General features: G+C 48.0%; 19 protein-coding genes and 1 pseudogene. 8 read left to right on the forward strand and 12 right to left on the reverse strand.

Annotation, left to right across the window (positions count from 1 at the left end; translation table 11 throughout):
* Positions 1–55: 55 nt before the first annotated feature.
* Complete coding sequence (locus tag NGAR_RS17955) at positions 56–217, reverse strand: hypothetical protein (protein WP_187147547.1); 162 nt, start codon at positions 215–217, stop codon at positions 56–58.
* Positions 218–831: 614 nt separating this feature from the next.
* Entirely contained in the window at positions 832–1,083 is a 252-nt protein-coding gene (locus NGAR_RS14830) for a hypothetical protein (protein ID WP_148681558.1), read from the reverse strand.
* Between the two features lie 729 nt (positions 1,084–1,812).
* Here NGAR_RS14830 and NGAR_RS14835 point away from each other — a divergent pair.
* Positions 1,813–2,121, forward strand: a complete 309-nt coding sequence (locus NGAR_RS14835) for a hypothetical protein (RefSeq protein WP_015020610.1) — start codon at positions 1,813–1,815, stop codon at positions 2,119–2,121.
* 110 nt (positions 2,122–2,231) lie between these two features.
* Here NGAR_RS14835 and NGAR_RS14840 read toward each other — a convergent pair whose 3' ends face one another.
* The 4 genes from NGAR_RS14840 to NGAR_RS14855 all read right to left on the reverse strand — a co-directional run bounded on the left by NGAR_RS14840 (position 2,232) and on the right by NGAR_RS14855 (position 5,125).
* Complete coding sequence (locus tag NGAR_RS14840) at positions 2,232–2,654, reverse strand: hypothetical protein (protein WP_148681559.1); 423 nt, start codon at positions 2,652–2,654, stop codon at positions 2,232–2,234.
* A gap of 396 nt (positions 2,655–3,050) precedes the next feature.
* A complete protein-coding gene (locus tag NGAR_RS14845) occupies positions 3,051–3,290 on the reverse strand; it encodes a hypothetical protein (protein WP_148681560.1) in 240 nt (79 codons plus the stop codon).
* 99 nt (positions 3,291–3,389) lie between these two features.
* The gene (locus NGAR_RS14850) at positions 3,390–3,959 is read right to left on the reverse strand and encodes a hypothetical protein (protein WP_015020613.1); all 570 of its coding nucleotides are present in this window, start codon (positions 3,957–3,959) and stop codon (positions 3,390–3,392) included.
* A gap of 164 nt (positions 3,960–4,123) precedes the next feature.
* Positions 4,124–5,125, reverse strand: coding sequence for a TIM barrel protein (locus tag NGAR_RS14855; RefSeq protein ID WP_148681561.1), 1,002 nt, complete (start codon positions 5,123–5,125; stop codon positions 4,124–4,126).
* A gap of 100 nt (positions 5,126–5,225) precedes the next feature.
* On the opposite strand from NGAR_RS14855, the gene NGAR_RS14860 reads away from it, so the two are divergent.
* The 5 genes and pseudogenes from NGAR_RS14860 to NGAR_RS14875 all read left to right on the forward strand — a co-directional run bounded on the left by NGAR_RS14860 (position 5,226) and on the right by NGAR_RS14875 (position 9,157).
* Positions 5,226–5,420 carry a hypothetical protein gene (locus tag NGAR_RS14860; RefSeq protein WP_015020615.1) on the forward strand — a complete coding sequence of 65 codons (195 nt, stop codon included), beginning with the start codon at positions 5,226–5,228 and terminating at the stop codon, positions 5,418–5,420.
* 34 nt (positions 5,421–5,454) lie between these two features.
* Positions 5,455–5,967 carry a hypothetical protein gene (locus NGAR_RS14865; protein WP_015020616.1) on the forward strand — a complete coding sequence of 171 codons (513 nt, stop codon included), beginning with the start codon at positions 5,455–5,457 and terminating at the stop codon, positions 5,965–5,967.
* Positions 5,968–6,075: 108 nt separating this feature from the next.
* Positions 6,076–8,333 (forward strand): annotated as a pseudogene (locus NGAR_RS14870) (CDC48 family AAA ATPase).
* A 290-nt stretch (positions 8,334–8,623) separates the two neighbouring features.
* On the forward strand, positions 8,624–8,770 hold the full coding sequence (locus tag NGAR_RS17960; protein WP_187147548.1) for a hypothetical protein: 147 nt from the start codon (positions 8,624–8,626) through the stop codon (positions 8,768–8,770).
* A 12-nt stretch (positions 8,771–8,782) separates the two neighbouring features.
* Positions 8,783–9,157 (forward strand): hypothetical protein, encoded by a 375-nt coding sequence (locus NGAR_RS14875; RefSeq protein ID WP_015020619.1) that lies wholly within the window; start codon positions 8,783–8,785, stop codon positions 9,155–9,157.
* Between the two features lie 23 nt (positions 9,158–9,180).
* Here NGAR_RS14875 and NGAR_RS14880 read toward each other — a convergent pair whose 3' ends face one another.
* The 4 genes from NGAR_RS14880 to NGAR_RS14890 all read right to left on the reverse strand — a co-directional run bounded on the left by NGAR_RS14880 (position 9,181) and on the right by NGAR_RS14890 (position 11,919).
* The gene (locus tag NGAR_RS14880) at positions 9,181–10,257 is read right to left on the reverse strand and encodes an aldo/keto reductase (protein WP_015020620.1); all 1,077 of its coding nucleotides are present in this window, start codon (positions 10,255–10,257) and stop codon (positions 9,181–9,183) included.
* Positions 10,258–10,642: 385 nt separating this feature from the next.
* Entirely contained in the window at positions 10,643–10,783 is a 141-nt protein-coding gene (locus tag NGAR_RS17965) for a hypothetical protein (protein WP_187147746.1), read from the reverse strand.
* 26 nt (positions 10,784–10,809) lie between these two features.
* Positions 10,810–11,547 (reverse strand): RNA methyltransferase, encoded by a 738-nt coding sequence (locus NGAR_RS14885; protein ID WP_015020621.1) that lies wholly within the window; start codon positions 11,545–11,547, stop codon positions 10,810–10,812.
* Positions 11,548–11,583: 36 nt separating this feature from the next.
* Positions 11,584–11,919: a hypothetical protein gene (locus NGAR_RS14890; RefSeq protein WP_015020622.1), complete on the reverse strand. Its 336-nt coding sequence runs from the start codon at positions 11,917–11,919 to the stop codon at positions 11,584–11,586.
* Positions 11,920–12,000: 81 nt separating this feature from the next.
* Between NGAR_RS14890 and NGAR_RS14895 the strand changes: the two genes are divergently transcribed.
* A complete protein-coding gene (locus NGAR_RS14895; RefSeq protein ID WP_015020623.1) occupies positions 12,001–12,396 on the forward strand; it encodes a DUF1326 domain-containing protein in 396 nt (131 codons plus the stop codon).
* A 289-nt stretch (positions 12,397–12,685) separates the two neighbouring features.
* On the opposite strand, the gene NGAR_RS14900 is transcribed toward NGAR_RS14895, so the two are convergent.
* Positions 12,686–12,928, reverse strand: coding sequence for a hypothetical protein (locus NGAR_RS14900; RefSeq protein ID WP_015020624.1), 243 nt, complete (start codon positions 12,926–12,928; stop codon positions 12,686–12,688).
* Between the two features lie 345 nt (positions 12,929–13,273).
* Between NGAR_RS14900 and NGAR_RS14905 the strand changes: the two genes are divergently transcribed.
* Positions 13,274–13,882, forward strand: a complete 609-nt coding sequence (locus NGAR_RS14905) for a hypothetical protein (protein WP_148681563.1) — start codon at positions 13,274–13,276, stop codon at positions 13,880–13,882.
* Between the two features lie 8 nt (positions 13,883–13,890).
* Here NGAR_RS14905 and NGAR_RS14910 read toward each other — a convergent pair whose 3' ends face one another.
* A complete protein-coding gene (locus NGAR_RS14910; RefSeq protein WP_148681564.1) occupies positions 13,891–14,523 on the reverse strand; it encodes a hypothetical protein in 633 nt (210 codons plus the stop codon).
* Positions 14,524–14,535 lie beyond the last annotated feature (12 nt).

A 14,535-nucleotide genomic window follows, 5' to 3' on the forward strand; every position in this document is an offset into this window, starting at 1 on the left:
TTTAGTTGATCAAGATTCGCAGAATATGGCTCACCCATCGCAATAATCATTCCATTCAAGGTAGTCTTATCGCATTGATCTCATCGATATCTAACCTGTTTATGGAGGGAGTTGCTATCCTCCTGATGAAGTCGACGTCTGTTCCGCGCCAGACCACATATTGAAGCTGATGGAACACACAGACGAGAACCCTCGTCTCTTTCTCATCCCACTTCAAGTGGCATCCGCACGGTAACTGTCTTGACTGCAATTCATAACAACATCAGTGCTGGCATCCAATTAACACTTGTATGTTATTGTCTGATACTTTCGCAAGAACCGCTTTAGGATGTATGAAGTGTTGACATACAGGCACATTTATCAAGTTCTGACAACTGCATGATAATTTATCATCGGCCCGTGTAATATTGAAACGATATATGAACTGACGAATAGATAACAGTGCCTGCTTTTCTCACTCGATATTCCCCATAACAATCGTCCACGTTCCTTAATTAGCCGATTCGGCAAGAGATATTGCTCTTGGGATGCTGTCCGAGATATGTCCAAGGTGTAACAGGCTGCTGACGCAAGCCAATTATCTGGTCAAACTGAGTGTAGCAGATACAGGGCGTTGTGCTAAAGTATTGATCTGTGAGTGCGGATATTTTAGAGAAGAACAGACTTAACGCTATTCGCTGTCATGCAAAAATCGAAGAAGATTATCGGTCTAGGCAGTGCCAACTCAGCCGGTGGGACAAAAAAGACTAGGATAGCGTAAATGTTCAAGTCATCATAGAGTGACGATAGTTAACATTCCCCGGATCTTTCCAATAAAAGATGGAAGGACTCTTAGGCAGCTATCTTTAGAGGAAGAAAGTCTACGGTTACTCCCCGCTTCTCTTCATAGTCAAATGTGTACATTTCATTCCCAGCTAAAGGCATTAGCTCTACTCTTTGTTCACCGCAAGCAGGGCATTTTTCTATTCCTCTTCCATCAAGGTATGATGCACACCAATAGCAAGAGCCGCATAAGGTAAATTGCACATTCCTTGAAATCCTAGTCGAACTCGACTTTCCTTTTACAGTAGTTGTAGTTTCCATTTTGATTCCTCCAGTCAAAAACCATCACAACAGCGAGATAGTCTTCGGCATTAATGCCAAAACAACCGGCTTTATAGTTTTGCTTCAGGTCTCAAGTATTATCCTCCAAGGTTTATGAAGTTCGCAATTCTATGTACTAGAGCATCGCCGGTTTGATATTCTATAAGACAGCTCCATACGGACTTTTATGTGATCACTGGATAGAGGATGTTATGAGCTACAACAAATCAAAGCTATTACTAAATCGCGTTTCTGCCATCAGAAATGAACCCAATACAGAAAAACGATTAAGGATGCTTCAACAGCTCAATGATTCCCTGCCTAATGATATGAGGTTGGATATGCCTTCGCTTATCACCAATGCCTATGTTCGGAAGGCTCTAGACATGATCGAAGAAAGGCTCCTAGTGTCAGCATAGAATCAAGGCAATTGTGAACTGAACACTACAACCAAACTAGTAGCCATCATTTAAGGAGCATCGATAATTGACCAACAATGTGAAACTGACATCTATATAAAATGCGGCAGACAAAATCATGCGAAATTTTTGAAATTACTGCGCTTCTATGTTTTTCATTCAATATTGGCATATAAAGGCGCCAAGATCGCATATTGCATACGTTGATTAATTGATCTTGCGACAGCTTACACAGAGGTTAGAATAATCTCACACCATGTTTAACAAGCGACATAATGTATCGTCGTATGGCCGTGCGGGTGTGTTCAATATGAGAAAATCAACGCAACCAGTTTCAAGCAGCACTCTGGTAGTAAGAAACAACAATGTAGACGAAGGGGTGATTGCATTTGGACTGTGGCTCAATTTTGAAGGAAAAGACTCGCCCGCTGTCCCTATCACTATGAAGAAATTTGACCAGAACAGAGAGGTTGTCTTGCATGACAACGTTCTGCAAAAAGATGTGAGTGTTGGAATTGTGGAAGGGGTTCCTATTTGCAATGAGTGCAGAACGAATGACTGCGCTCATGTCGGTTTTGCGATATGCGCAGAGCAGATGCACTTCAGCTCGAGAGCTTAGGCTGACAAATCAAGTACTGCCATGACGGCAGTGTCAACTTTGTGGGTGGGTACTGGCAAAAATCTGGTTATCGATCATCGCCCGTTGACTTTAGTATCTTAAAAAATGTCCTACTCGGAGAATCTAGGGTCACTGTTTCTAATCATTTCAATCAACCGCTCCATACTGGATAAGCACTGCTCAAAATATGGTATAACTTCCAATTCCATGGGAGGAGAATTGTCCGGATCCTTGGAATTTTTCTTGAAGTACGCCTTCATGGAGTCTGGCCCTACTATGACTAGCTTTGATAAAGACTCACGCATAGAGGAATTTCTCAACTCAATTAGTTGCCGGTACCAGTTGCCGTACTGCCTAGCCTTGTCAAGATCTGACAAAAGGTCGATCCTTTTTGTTTTTGCTGACAGCGCACTCTGCACATGGCCAAAATCTAGCTGGTCAATCGGTATTCCAAGATCAAGTTTTTCATTAATTTGGACGAAAAGAGAGTCTACTGCTCCAAGCATCTTATCCAAAAAACTGTCGATCTCCATTTCGGCCGGTATCCGAGCCTTAGGAGCAACCAAACTTTCATGCCTTGCTTCAATCGACTTTAGATTGTTTAGATGCTGGGTTGCGGCATAGAGCTTGAATTTTGGCCTGTCTGATAGGAAACGAGACAGCCTATCATCTTCAACTGGAGAGTATACCATCAGGTTTGTCAATAGCGAAGAGGCTTCTTAAATCACTTCGGGCAGCAAAGTTTGCTTCCAATACCACTTGCAATACTACAATGCCATATTCAGAAAGGCTACTATTCATAACGCCAGAGACTTGCAACCTGAGACAGCAGCGTTCAATGCTTACTTATTCTTAGAACCTGCCAAATGCTAAGATACAACTTATGAAAAAATAATGTAGAAGAATGACGGTCGCATCTAATACAAGGGCTACCTTGAGCCCCTAGTTCCTCTAACTGTAATGCTGCCATCAATCACCCATTGTGCCTTCTCTGCTCCGTTATCATTGGGAGATCCAGGAACTGCTATCTTTACATTGTTTAGATCGTATGTCAATGCTACGTTTTCTTGGGTCAGCTGAGTCACTATGTTGTGGACGAATGTAGCCCATTCTGTCGGCATTTGTGGTTGACCGCTTGCTTCATTACGCGTCATTTCTTGTGTTGCCATAATATGGCATGTCAGAATTATTGTATATAGAAGCAGCCGTTGATGGTTAATTGGCAATGTTCTGTAAAGACCTATGCTTAATGTTGGTCTGAAAATTGCTTATACAAATCCCTTCGCCAAATTTGCCATGACAAATATGAGAGCCACCTGGAAGACTCCTTGGCTACCGGCCAGTTTAATGTTCCTCATCCCCCATCGTATTATCTTGTCCCGGTTAGGCTCCTTCTTTTGAAGCTCTAGGAAGACTCGTATCTCTGTAGGCATTATCATTCCAAAGCCCTGCACAGAGAGAATTATGACTATGATCACTGCTGCAATGATGGTGGGCGATTCAAGTGTCGGCATGTTCATCCTCTGGGCAAGGGTTATGCCAGAAGTTATCGCGACTGCCGCAAGAGCTGGCATAAGAAAGAGCATAACAGGCACCAACTTTTTGATCACTTGCGTTCGGGCTTGGGGCTCAAGTCCTTTCATCACTTGGCTCATGACTATGCCCATAAACAAATCGATTCCAGTCCACGTGCCTCCCATCAAAACGTGGACGTAGTTGAGAGCAAGCAAATTCCCATAGAGCAGAACGGCTACAAGGGCAACTACGGGTACTAGCAGGGTGAGAAGCGAATAAGGCGATATGATCCTGTGCTGCTTTTCTTCGATCACAAGCTCCATTCGAGCTACAGATATTTAAGCGGAAAAGCTCTGGTCAAGCATAGCAGACCTTAACCATTCACTGCACGAGTTTGCATATTCCAAAGTTTCTTTTCACTAACCTTTGCTCCAATGATTGGCATGCAGTTAGCCATTGCCAGAGTATTGTATGAATGCTGCAAAACTTAGACACTGCGCGAGCTAACTGTAGTGCTGATGCGTCTTATCATTGATATCAGCACTTCTTTGGATTTTAGCGCGCTATTCCTTGTGCCATCTTCCAGCACAATAGTGTCTGTCAGATTTTTCCCAATGGCAGTGGACAAGCTATTCTCAAAATTTACCTTCCCCCTACCTATCGTCCTGTGGTCGTCTATCACGCCGTTTGTATCGACTGCATGGAAGTGGATCAGTTCATTTATCTCCGATAGGTCAGTGTTGCGACCGGTTCTTATCAGCTGATGTGCAGTATCAATACCTCTAATCACGTTGGCGAAATTTCCTCTCCCATAGGGGACGCTGTCGTAATCAATGGCATCGGAATAATGCTCTTCAAGTACAATTTCGATGGGCTTGCCATCAACATTCCTGTCAGCGGCGTATTTTGCGATTTCTGAAAGCGAATGCACGAAGTTTTCCTGAAACTCCTTTTTTCTTGTTTGGCGATAAGCCTTTAGAACGGGAGCAAAAATTCCATAGATTTTCACCGCGTTACAGCCCACAAAGTATCCTGCCTTGTTGGCACACTCACCCTTCAGGCAAAAGAATGCGGGCAAGTCGCTGAAACTGTGCAGCACCATCCTATAGATGCCGGCAACCTCCATGTAGTCGAGCGTTTTAATGGTATACTCTACTGCGCGTTTTCTTTCACTCTGGTCTGGCGAATCGATGCTTGGCCGGTGGAGCGTCTTGTGGAGAGAGTTTATCATGTGCTTGTCCGCACTGTAGGTTCTCATCAGCCTGAGGCAGTTTGGCTTGACCTGCACCAGCTGATGGAGGTGATCCTCATTTAGCTCTACCCCTGAAAATCCGTCTTCATGTGCCAGCTTGATGGCCTGCAGCGCATTGGCAGCAGTCACGTATGGAGCCACCGAAGTAACAATCCTGACCTGTGCGGTGATTTCTAAATCAGCCCCCACGAATACTGATCGGTACTGCGAAGTGGCAAGACGGATACCATTAGACAACTAACAGGATAAGACTATGCATATATCAATCTATAAAATTATGCGCATGCAAGTCACAGTAGCGACACTTAATTAGCCGTCAGTTATCAGGAAAACTCGGATGTCAAGCAGGCAGGTATGGAAAAAATGCACATTCTGCAACAATGGAAGGAGGACTTGTTTTAATTGCGGTGGCTCTGGCAAGGTTTCGCCGGGCTGGCAGACATGCTATGACTGCAAGGGCTTCGGAACAGTAATGTGCGCCGAATGTGGAGGAAACGGCGGCCGGCGCGAAACAATCTGGTCGCCTGAGTAAAATTTTATTCCCGCCTATTGCAATGGCAGATTGAATGGGCCTAGAAATAACGCCTTCTCTCAAGGACGCGCTCCGCGAGCTGTACTACAAGGAAGGCTGCGACCAGAAAGGCTGGGCGTACATTGCGCTCAAAGACATCGACATCAAGGGCAATACGTTGGTTTTCAATAAAGGGGTTCACAGGATCAGCATCAAGTTGATGGACAAGATTGTTACAGAAGTCAAGGAATTATCCAGATCTGTTAATGGCAATTTTCTGTTTGACTATCTGGCTTGTAAGACAGGCCAGCTCAGCAAATACGGAGATGTAATGCTAGCAAATCCAGATGCGCTTTGCTGGGTAAAGATCGGAAATGGCGCATTTTCCAGCGACCAGATAGACGTTCTGGACAGGATAAAACTTCCTCTGGTGGTCTTTCGCATAAAAGACGTGCTCGCTCCGCCGGCAAAAGTAGAGATGAGGTGGGACATCAGGTCCGGCGATGAGTGGCTTGACGAGCTCGATGACCTCAGAGACCAAGCAGAGTCTGATGACGAGTACTTTTAAACATTCAGCAACAGTTACCCTGCCAAACGCCTTGCCTTGACCGAATAAAAGTTAACTTTTACATTTCTTGCCGCGCCTATGATGACCGTAGGGAGTACAGAATAGCTCATGTCAATAGCGTTTAACGATAACAAGGCGAGCTTGAAAGTTGCCGAGGCCAATACAAGAGATGTCGGAAGAAGAATCGCCAGAATTGACCCCAAGGTGGCAGAGAGCCTTGGCATATCGACAGGAGACGCAATAGAAGTTCACCTACTGACAAAAGAAAGACGACAGTTCTTAGCTGGCCTGCTTATCAGGTTGATTATGGGAAAGGTCTTGTCCGCATTGATGGCTATACCAGAGGCAGGCTTGGCGTAGGCATTGGCGATACGGTTGACGTCAGAAAAGTACAAGCAAAGCCCGCAGAAAGTATTACGTTGGCACCTACCGAGCCATTGCGCATCCTAGGTGCAGAAGAATATCTGGCAGGATTTCTGGAAGACCAACTTGTGACAAGGGGCGATACTATTCCTCTCAATATTATGGGACAGCGAATTGATTTGGTAGTCGCTGGTACAAATCCATCCGGGCCTGTAATAATTAATGCCTCTACGCAGGTTACATTATCTGAAGAAGTAGCCAAAGCCGCTGCAGCTCAGGAAGGCGGCATTCCAGCCATTACTTACGAAGATATTGGCGGACTGCGGGATGTGGTAACAAAAGTAAGAGAAATGATAGAGCTGCCCCTGCGCCATCCCGAGCTCTTTAGGAGACTTGGAGTAGAAGCCCCCAAGGGCGTTATTCTCCACGGCCCGCCGGGAACTGGCAAAACATTGCTCGCAAAGGCGGTAGCCAATGAAACAAATGCCAACTTTTACACGATTGGAGGTCCGGAAATCATGAGCAAATACTATGGCGAAAGCGAAGAGCGGCTGCGCAATGTTTTCCAGGAAGCGCAAAAGAATGCACCGTCGATTATATTCATAGACGAGCTTGATTCGATAGCCCCTAAACGCGAAGTAGTGACAGGCGAAGTCGAGAGGAGAGTGGTAGCTCAGCTCCTATCATTGATGGATGGCCTGACTGCTAGGGGAAAAGTTGTCATAATCGGCGCCACCAATAGAATAAATGCCATCGATCCTGCTCTGCGACGCCCTGGAAGGTTTGATAGAGAAATAGAGCTCGGAGTTCCAGATAGGAATGGCAGGCTTGAGATCTTGCAGATTCATACGCGAGGAATGCCACTAGCAGATGACGTAAAGTTGGAAAAGCTTGCAGACATTTCTCATGGATTTGTGGGAGCAGACCTCCAATCGCTCGCTAAAGAGGCCGCAATGCGTGCGCTAAGGCGCATACTTCCAGAAATTGATGTTTCTGCGGAAAGCGTTCCTGCTGAAACTTTGAACAAGATTATTGTCAAGATGCAGGACTTTATGGATGTGATAAAAGAGATGGAACCGTCTGCAATGAGGGAAGTTTTTGTTGAGGTGCCAGACGTCAAATGGGAGGATATTGGCGGACTGGAAGCTGTAAAGCAAGAGGTGCGCGAGGCTGTAGAATGGCCATTGAAGTACCAAGGGGTATTTGCTTATGCTGACGCAACTCCCCCAAAAGGCATTCTTCTCTATGGCCCACCTGGTACTGGAAAAACATTGATGGCAAAAGCAACAGCCAATGAAAGCGAAGCCAATTTCATCAGCATAAAGGGACCTGAACTACTATCAAAATGGGTCGGCGAATCAGAAAAGGGGGTCAGAGAGATATTCAGAAAGGCAAGGCAAGCAGCGCCATGTATCATATTCTTTGACGAGGTAGATGCTATAGCTCCCACAAGAGGCGGAGGCTTTGGCGACTCGCACGTTACCGAGCGCGTCATTAGTCAGATGCTAACAGAGCTGGATGGCCTTGAAATGTTGACAAATGTAGTAGTAATTGCAGCGACTAACAGACCCGATATTATAGATCCTGCGCTACTACGACCGGGAAGGTTTGACAGACTCTTGTATGTGCCACCACCTGACTATGAATGAAGAAGACAGATATTGCGGATCCATACAAGGAAAAAGCCGCTTGCTGATGATGTGAATGTCGACGATCTTGCCGCTAAAACGGATGGGTACACTGGTGCAGATATTGCAGCAGTAGCATCGGCTGCAACGATGCTTGCACTGCGAGAACACATTTCAAAATATACGGAGGCACAGGAGGCTGAAAAGAATGCCAAGGAGCTGAAAATACATATGCAGCATTTTGAAGAGGCCATGACAAAGATTAGGCCGCTGTCGGCCCAAGAACTGGATATGTACAAGAAAATAGCGGAGAGATTTGGAAGACCTTCACCGCCCACTACTACTACTCGAGCGTCTACAAATGCTATCGCATAATAATATGCGAGAAGGTCTCATCTGAAATAAAAGAAAAAGAGGATAAGTGTTAAGCAAAGGCTCCCGTTTCTGTAATTAGCTGCCAGCAGCTGACACAGTAGTTGCCAGTTGCCGTAAAGATCTCTGCTTCCTTGTCGTTGCAGTGTTCGCAAGCTATCCTCTCTGACATTTCTTTTTTCTCTCTCCCTTGCCAGACTATGTACAGTTCGCGAATTAAATTCTTAGCAAGTAAACGTATTGTTTTTTCAGTCAACGGAACCTATATCATTGCCCAGAACAGCAGTGCTTGCATGGAAACAACCAAGCGACCAACAACCGTCATAGTCCTTCTGGCGGCCGCGCTCGCAGCCACGATGATAACAACTATTGTAAGTGGCAACGCGACAGCGCAGCAGCAAAGCCAGACGATCTATAGAATACAGGAAACCAAGATGTGAACAGCAGCTCCCGTGGCGCATACCGGCAACCTGCCTCATGCGGTGGTTTTTGCGCTGCCGCTAAGGGACGACGGCAAGATATACACCGGGCGGGTCACGTTTACCGCAAGCAAGCCTATCGAAGTTGAAGTGCTGCATGTCTACAACCCCGATCAAACGCCTGATGCCGAACATGGAGCGCCGCCTACTGCTGTCATCAATGGCACGACAATAACTTATTCGCACCTGACCGGGATTGTCGACAACAATTATGTGCTTGGAGACGTTCCGACCGCGTCAGGGACATTTGAGTTCGCTGGAAGTGGGCTTGTGTTCCACAAGAGGAGCTCAGAGCCGTTCACTGTCACGTACACGATTGACGCAGCAGCAAGATCTCTAACCCAGTGACGCATAAGTCACTGACTTTTTTCTTATCTATATTCGTCGCCGCAGTCGCCGATCATCTCAAACAGATCGTTTGATTTTTTGCATACATCTTCAATGCTACTGTTGTCATCCTTGTCCATCCGAAAGTTGAATACGCGTGCGTTGTCATCCCTGTGGTTCGCTATCCCAAGCCGGGCACCAATTATCACGCCTGCCACAGCTGGCTTGTCAAGGATATAGCGCGTCGCCACGTTTGCAATGCTTACGCCGTGCTTTTGCGCTATGGCGTGGAGGGTCGACAGCAATTCCTGAAACAATTGCCAGCCGCCCCATGCGTCTATCATGCGCTTGTACTTTTTCAGGCTGGCAGTGTCGAGATCATATGGTTCAGGCTTGCCAAGGTAGCGCTCGGACATCAGGCCGCCGCAGATCGTGCCGTACGCAAGCAGGCTGGCATTATTGTCGCGGCAAAACTGCGCCATCTTTACCTCCGGCCTGCGGTCAACTATAGAATACTGCACCTGATTTGACACCAATTTTAGCCCAGCGTCCTTCATTATCTGCATGCGCTCGGTGTCAAAGTTGGTAAGGCCGACGTTCCTGATCTTGCCCTCATCATGGAGGTCCGACAGGTACTTCAGAGCATCCATGTAGTACGGGTTGTTGTAGTCCCACCAGTGGAACTGCACCAGATCAAGGGATGTCATATTCATACGGCGGAGCGACCTTTCAATGCTTGACTGGGCCATCTGCCGGGTAATCCTTTGCGGCTCTGGCACCCACTTTGTCAGCGCCTGGACGTTTTCCTGCTCCTGCTGTGGCAGACTGCGCATAAAATCGCCGATAAAGTCCTCTGCCGGCCCATAAATGTCCGCAAGGTCCCACGTGGTAAAGCCGGCACGGTGGTATCTGGCCATCTCTTCCAGCGCTGCCTGCGGGTTGATACGCCCGTGGGCTCCGGCGGCCTGCCACATGCCGTTGAGAATCCTGCAGATCTTCAAGTTCGGCGCCAGCTTGTAGTGCTCCATGCAACCTTTCTCGATCCATTGCGTCATAAACCTTACCAATTTTGTTGTAAGCTGACACGTGACATCCAAAATGTTGACCCTGCCATTTTTCAAATGTTCGTTCTAGTTGATGTTGCGCAAAACGAAGGCGAGGCGCAACAGGCACCTACAGGCAGTAATGAAAGACAAACCAGAGCCGACAAGCGCAGGATTGACGTACGCAGGTGTCGCAGGAAGCAACGCAAACGCAGAGGATAACGATAAAACTGTCTAACCGAAGAAAGCGCGAACTGGCAGCCGCCGTCATGGGATGGCATCGCTTGCCGGTTAGTTGCAACCGCGCGATCTCGAAAAAGCTGTGAGTGATGCATGTGCCGGCTTTCATTCGTGCTGCTGAGGTATGTAAGCAACGAGGAAACAAAATACAAGAAAAAAGGAGAGATGCGCTGGCCCGTAATGACGTGCATTGGGCGGGTCAGTTGTGCATCCTCATTATCTTTTAGTGACTGTGACCACAGCCACAGCCGCCCATGCCGTGGCCGCTTCCATGCGAAGAGCACGACGGGCATTTCTTTGAGCCGTTTTCAGACATGAACATGACGCCGCATGAGGCGCATTTCATTTTTTGCAGTCCTTGCATGCCTTGCAACGGCGGCGCTGATTATATCAAGCATGCTCTGCACGTCTTTTCCTCCTTTCAATAGCAAGCAGACTCCGCCTCAAAAGCGACACCATAAGCATCACGTCCTTTGTCGTGGGCACGCTCTTTGCAAGCATCTTTTTGACCGCCGCTTCTAGCAGCGGCTTTTTGTGCGCGTCATAGTTGCCGGCGTCTGCCACCTTGCCGACATAATGCAGCAAGAGGTCGATGTCCTGCTGCGATGCTAGGTCGATCTTTTTCTTGCTCTTTTTCACAGGCAGTTCCGGCTTTAATTTTGAAATTTCGTAGAGCATTATCGCAAGCGCGTGAGCTATGTTCATGGTCCTGTACTTTGTCTTTGTGTCGATTATGACTACAAGGTCGCACATGGCAAGCTCTTCGTTGTTGAGCCCTGACGACTCTCTGCCAAGCACGATGCAAAAGTTCTTGCCGTCCCCGCTGTGGATTATCTTGGCTATCTGCTCGGCACCTGTCGCCTCCCGCAGGACATTCAGCCTGCTCGTCGCCGGGATTGCAGTCGTCCCAATGAGGATGTCAAACTTTTTCCTCAATTGCTTGAGGGTCGCAGTTTTTGCAGTTTCAAGCACGTCCTTGCCGTGCGTTGAATATTTCAGCGCCTCCACCCTGTCAAAATGCGGCTTGATAAAATAGAGTCTCTTGAGGCCGAAATTCTCCATCAGCCTGGCAACGTGGCCCACGTTGACGTGGTACTGGGGCTCTACCAGCGCGACGGCTATGACCACGGCTATTACGCAAAAATTTGCCCATTTATGCTTTGACTATTGGCCGTAAAAAGCCCTGAGCGCAGCATCTATCCTGTCTTCTGGCACGCCAAAAAACTCGAAAGCTTCTTTGTGGCTTGCAACCTGCAGCTTGGCGTTTGCTTTTGCCTTTACGTAAGCTTCAGACGTTTCTTCCAATAGCGACCGGGCATGCGTGTTCCACTGCGCAAGGTCGCCGGGCTTTTCCTTCAAGATGGGCACTAGCTTGGCAAATGATGCAATTATGCCCGGCATGCCCTTGATGGTCAAGTCCGGCGTGGTTATCCCATCGCCTGACAGCAACTTGCCGCAGCCAGAGCTGGCAAGCTGCCTCGATATTATTGAATTGAGCACTAGCTGTACAAGAAAAGACCGGCATTAAAAAATATGCGATTTTGAAAAAAGCAGAAATAGCGATGCAATGTTGTGAAGCATATGAAAAAGACAAAGTGGCAGATGCGTGCCTACTATCTCGATAGCTGCAACTGCGACTGGGGCTGCCCATGCCAGTTCAATGCTAGACCGACACATGGCAACTGCGACTCGGTCATTAGGATTCACATCATAAAGGGCAACTATGGCAGCATCGAATTTGCAAGGCTAAACATGGCATGGATAGGTTCGTGGCCCGGTCCAATACATGAAGGTCACGGCAAGATTTCATACTATATCGACGAGCGCGCAAGCGATGATCAGTTTGAAGCGTTGTCAAAGATAATCACTGGCGGCGCAAGTGGCGGCCCTTTTGCAGTTTACGGCAGCTCGGCAGACACCGTTCAGGAGCCGCGCCGGGCGAAAATAGCATTTCAGGCAAGATCCACCGCGCAATAATCGAGCTCCCGGAAGCCTTTGAAACCCTCATAATGGATCTGTCGTCGACAAAAACTATTGTTGCAAACGACGGCTTCCTTCAATTCAATTATTTCAGCACTTATGGAAGTTTCCAAGAAGTGAACTGAAGGGCCCCTGACATCCTCTCAACCCTGAAGGGTGTGGGGTTCCTGCCTGATCACACGGTTCCTGTCTACTACCATCACGGAGGTCCTGGGCTGTGTCAGCTGCAGCCCCTGATGCAGACAGTGTGCCTGTACCTCGGTAGAGATTCTTCTCACCTTTTTCTTCACTCGCTCTGTCGCTGTATTGCTGTTGGCGACCGGTTGACTCGGCGCTGCACGGCGTTGATCCCCTGGGAAGCCCCGCTTTCAGGTTCACCATCGCAGCAGCCTCTCTCGCTGGATGGATAAGGCTTGTTATCATCATCAGCATCAGCATCAGCAGCACCTAAAAAATATAATGGCGATTCATCCTCGCCATGAATGGCAGGGGCTTTCTCGCCGCTGATTCCGTAAACCTTGTGCGGCATGTGCCGACCAAAAAACAATCATGCTTATTGTAAGAAATCTATGAAACTAGGTCACATAACAACTAAAATAACATTGATTGGGTCTGATATCTAAAATATCATAAAATGAGAATGTTTTTATGCAATTGCTATCATTATATAGTGATGGTAGTGCCGAAAGTCGTGGCTTGACCTTGGCGCTTGGCGGACAAAACTGCATCGGATAAAAACGCGACTTTAACGGCATGGGCTGTAACAGGTCGTTGATGCAGGATCGCTAGGCGCCTTTTACACCCCTTCTATGAAGCTTTTTCGCGTAGATGCCGCCGAACCAATTAAGAGCCAAGCACACCTCTTCCTTCTGCCATGTATCGTGAATTTTTCAGCCGTACCATGATAATCGTTTTTGCCGCCATAGCTGCTGCAGTTTCTGGAGCTGCGTTGGCGCAGAACCAGATGCCAAGTACAGGGACGTTGACCGACAACAACACGGCGTCGAGCATGACGCTAGACGAGGCAAAAGAGCAGTACCTGGCAGCATGGAACCAAACAGAGTTCGACGCCGCATTCAGCACGTTTGTTGAGGAGTTCTCCGCCGCCGGCTATGGCGTATATCAGGAGCACGGGAATGTATTCAGACCCGGTGAGACGATGGTGCTGTACGTCGAACCGGTCGGATTTGACCATGAGCAGGTGATCGATGAAGAGGGCAACACGCTTTACCTGATGAACATGACCGCGGATTATGTGATAGCCAGCGGAAATGGCACCGAGCTTCAGGTGATAGAAGACATACCAGTTGGAAGCATAGTTTCCCACAGGTCCAACATGGAACTGTTCTTGGAGCTGACGCTTACTCAGGCAAGCCCATTCCCAGTAGGCGACTATCTGATTACTTATGTCGTGACTGACGAGGTGTCAGGTGAGAGCTTTATGCTGGAAAAACAGGTTACTGTGGCAGAATCTCCAAGCTGATCTTGATCTCACGGCGCATAGTCCATTAGATAGTCCGGCTGGCCAAGTGTGCCGTTGAGCCTCACCGACACGTCCACCCAGTAGATGAACCGGGTAGGGGCCCCTATGTAAAAGTCCTCCACCGGGAACTCGACTCTGTCCTCTGGCATTTCCGTGATCCTTGTTGGCCGGACGATGAACGTGTTGACGGTCTCGTCATACACCGCAAAATACCATCCGTCAGTGGTAGAATTACCCCGGGCAAAGTTTGGGAACATGATCGTGTACTGCTGTTCCCTGTTTGTTATCGGGCTCGTTGTTATGATGTGCCATCGGTAGAGTGTTTCAAAGTCGGTGTTGTTGTTGGGATTGCCTGCAAGGTCGATGGTGAAAAAGAAAGCCTCGTCGCGCTTTACCACGCTGGCACCCAGAATGTCGTGGTAGTCCTTGACCTCTGGGATCTCCTCCGTCCCGATCTGCTGGTAGACTGCTTCGGCGTCCCCTCTTGCATCCTCGATCCTGCTCTCCGCGTTGTCATAGACCCCGAGCGTCTGCTGTCCTCCTATCTCTATCTCCGGCCCTATGCGTGCAAGCGCAAGCGTGATCGGCACGAGCGTCGCGACCGCCACGGCGGCCGCCAGGACATACGACGCCTTTAGCACGTATAAAATGGG

The organism is Candidatus Nitrososphaera gargensis Ga9.2, assembly GCF_000303155.1.
In the GTDB taxonomy this organism is placed as follows: Archaea; Thermoproteota; Nitrososphaeria; order Nitrososphaerales; family Nitrososphaeraceae; genus Nitrososphaera; species Nitrososphaera gargensis.

Bases quoted from the DNA above. Each gene is read 5' to 3' on its own strand.
- NGAR_RS14830 (WP_148681558.1), bottom strand. From the start codon at position 1,083: ATGGAAACTACAACTACTGTAAAAGGAAAGTCGAGTTCGACTAGGATT.
- NGAR_RS14835 (WP_015020610.1), top strand. From the start codon at position 1,813: ATGAGAAAATCAACGCAACCAGTTTCAAGCAGCACTCTGGTAGTAAGA.
- NGAR_RS14840 (WP_148681559.1), bottom strand. From the start codon at position 2,654: ATGGAGATCGACAGTTTTTTGGATAAGATGCTTGGAGCAGTAGACTCT.
- NGAR_RS14845 (WP_148681560.1), bottom strand. From the start codon at position 3,290: ATGGCAACACAAGAAATGACGCGTAATGAAGCAAGCGGTCAACCACAA.
- NGAR_RS14850 (WP_015020613.1), bottom strand. From the start codon at position 3,959: ATGGAGCTTGTGATCGAAGAAAAGCAGCACAGGATCATATCGCCTTAT.
- NGAR_RS14860 (WP_015020615.1), top strand. From the start codon at position 5,226: ATGTCAAGCAGGCAGGTATGGAAAAAATGCACATTCTGCAACAATGGA.
- NGAR_RS14865 (WP_015020616.1), top strand. From the start codon at position 5,455: ATGGGCCTAGAAATAACGCCTTCTCTCAAGGACGCGCTCCGCGAGCTG.
- NGAR_RS17960 (WP_187147548.1), top strand. From the start codon at position 8,624: ATGGAAACAACCAAGCGACCAACAACCGTCATAGTCCTTCTGGCGGCC.
- NGAR_RS17965 (WP_187147746.1), bottom strand. From the start codon at position 10,783: ATGCAAGGACTGCAAAAAATGAAATGCGCCTCATGCGGCGTCATGTTC.
- NGAR_RS14895 (WP_015020623.1), top strand. From the start codon at position 12,001: ATGAAAAAGACAAAGTGGCAGATGCGTGCCTACTATCTCGATAGCTGC.
- NGAR_RS14900 (WP_015020624.1), bottom strand. From the start codon at position 12,928: ATGCCGCACAAGGTTTACGGAATCAGCGGCGAGAAAGCCCCTGCCATT.
- NGAR_RS14905 (WP_148681563.1), top strand. From the start codon at position 13,274: ATGTATCGTGAATTTTTCAGCCGTACCATGATAATCGTTTTTGCCGCC.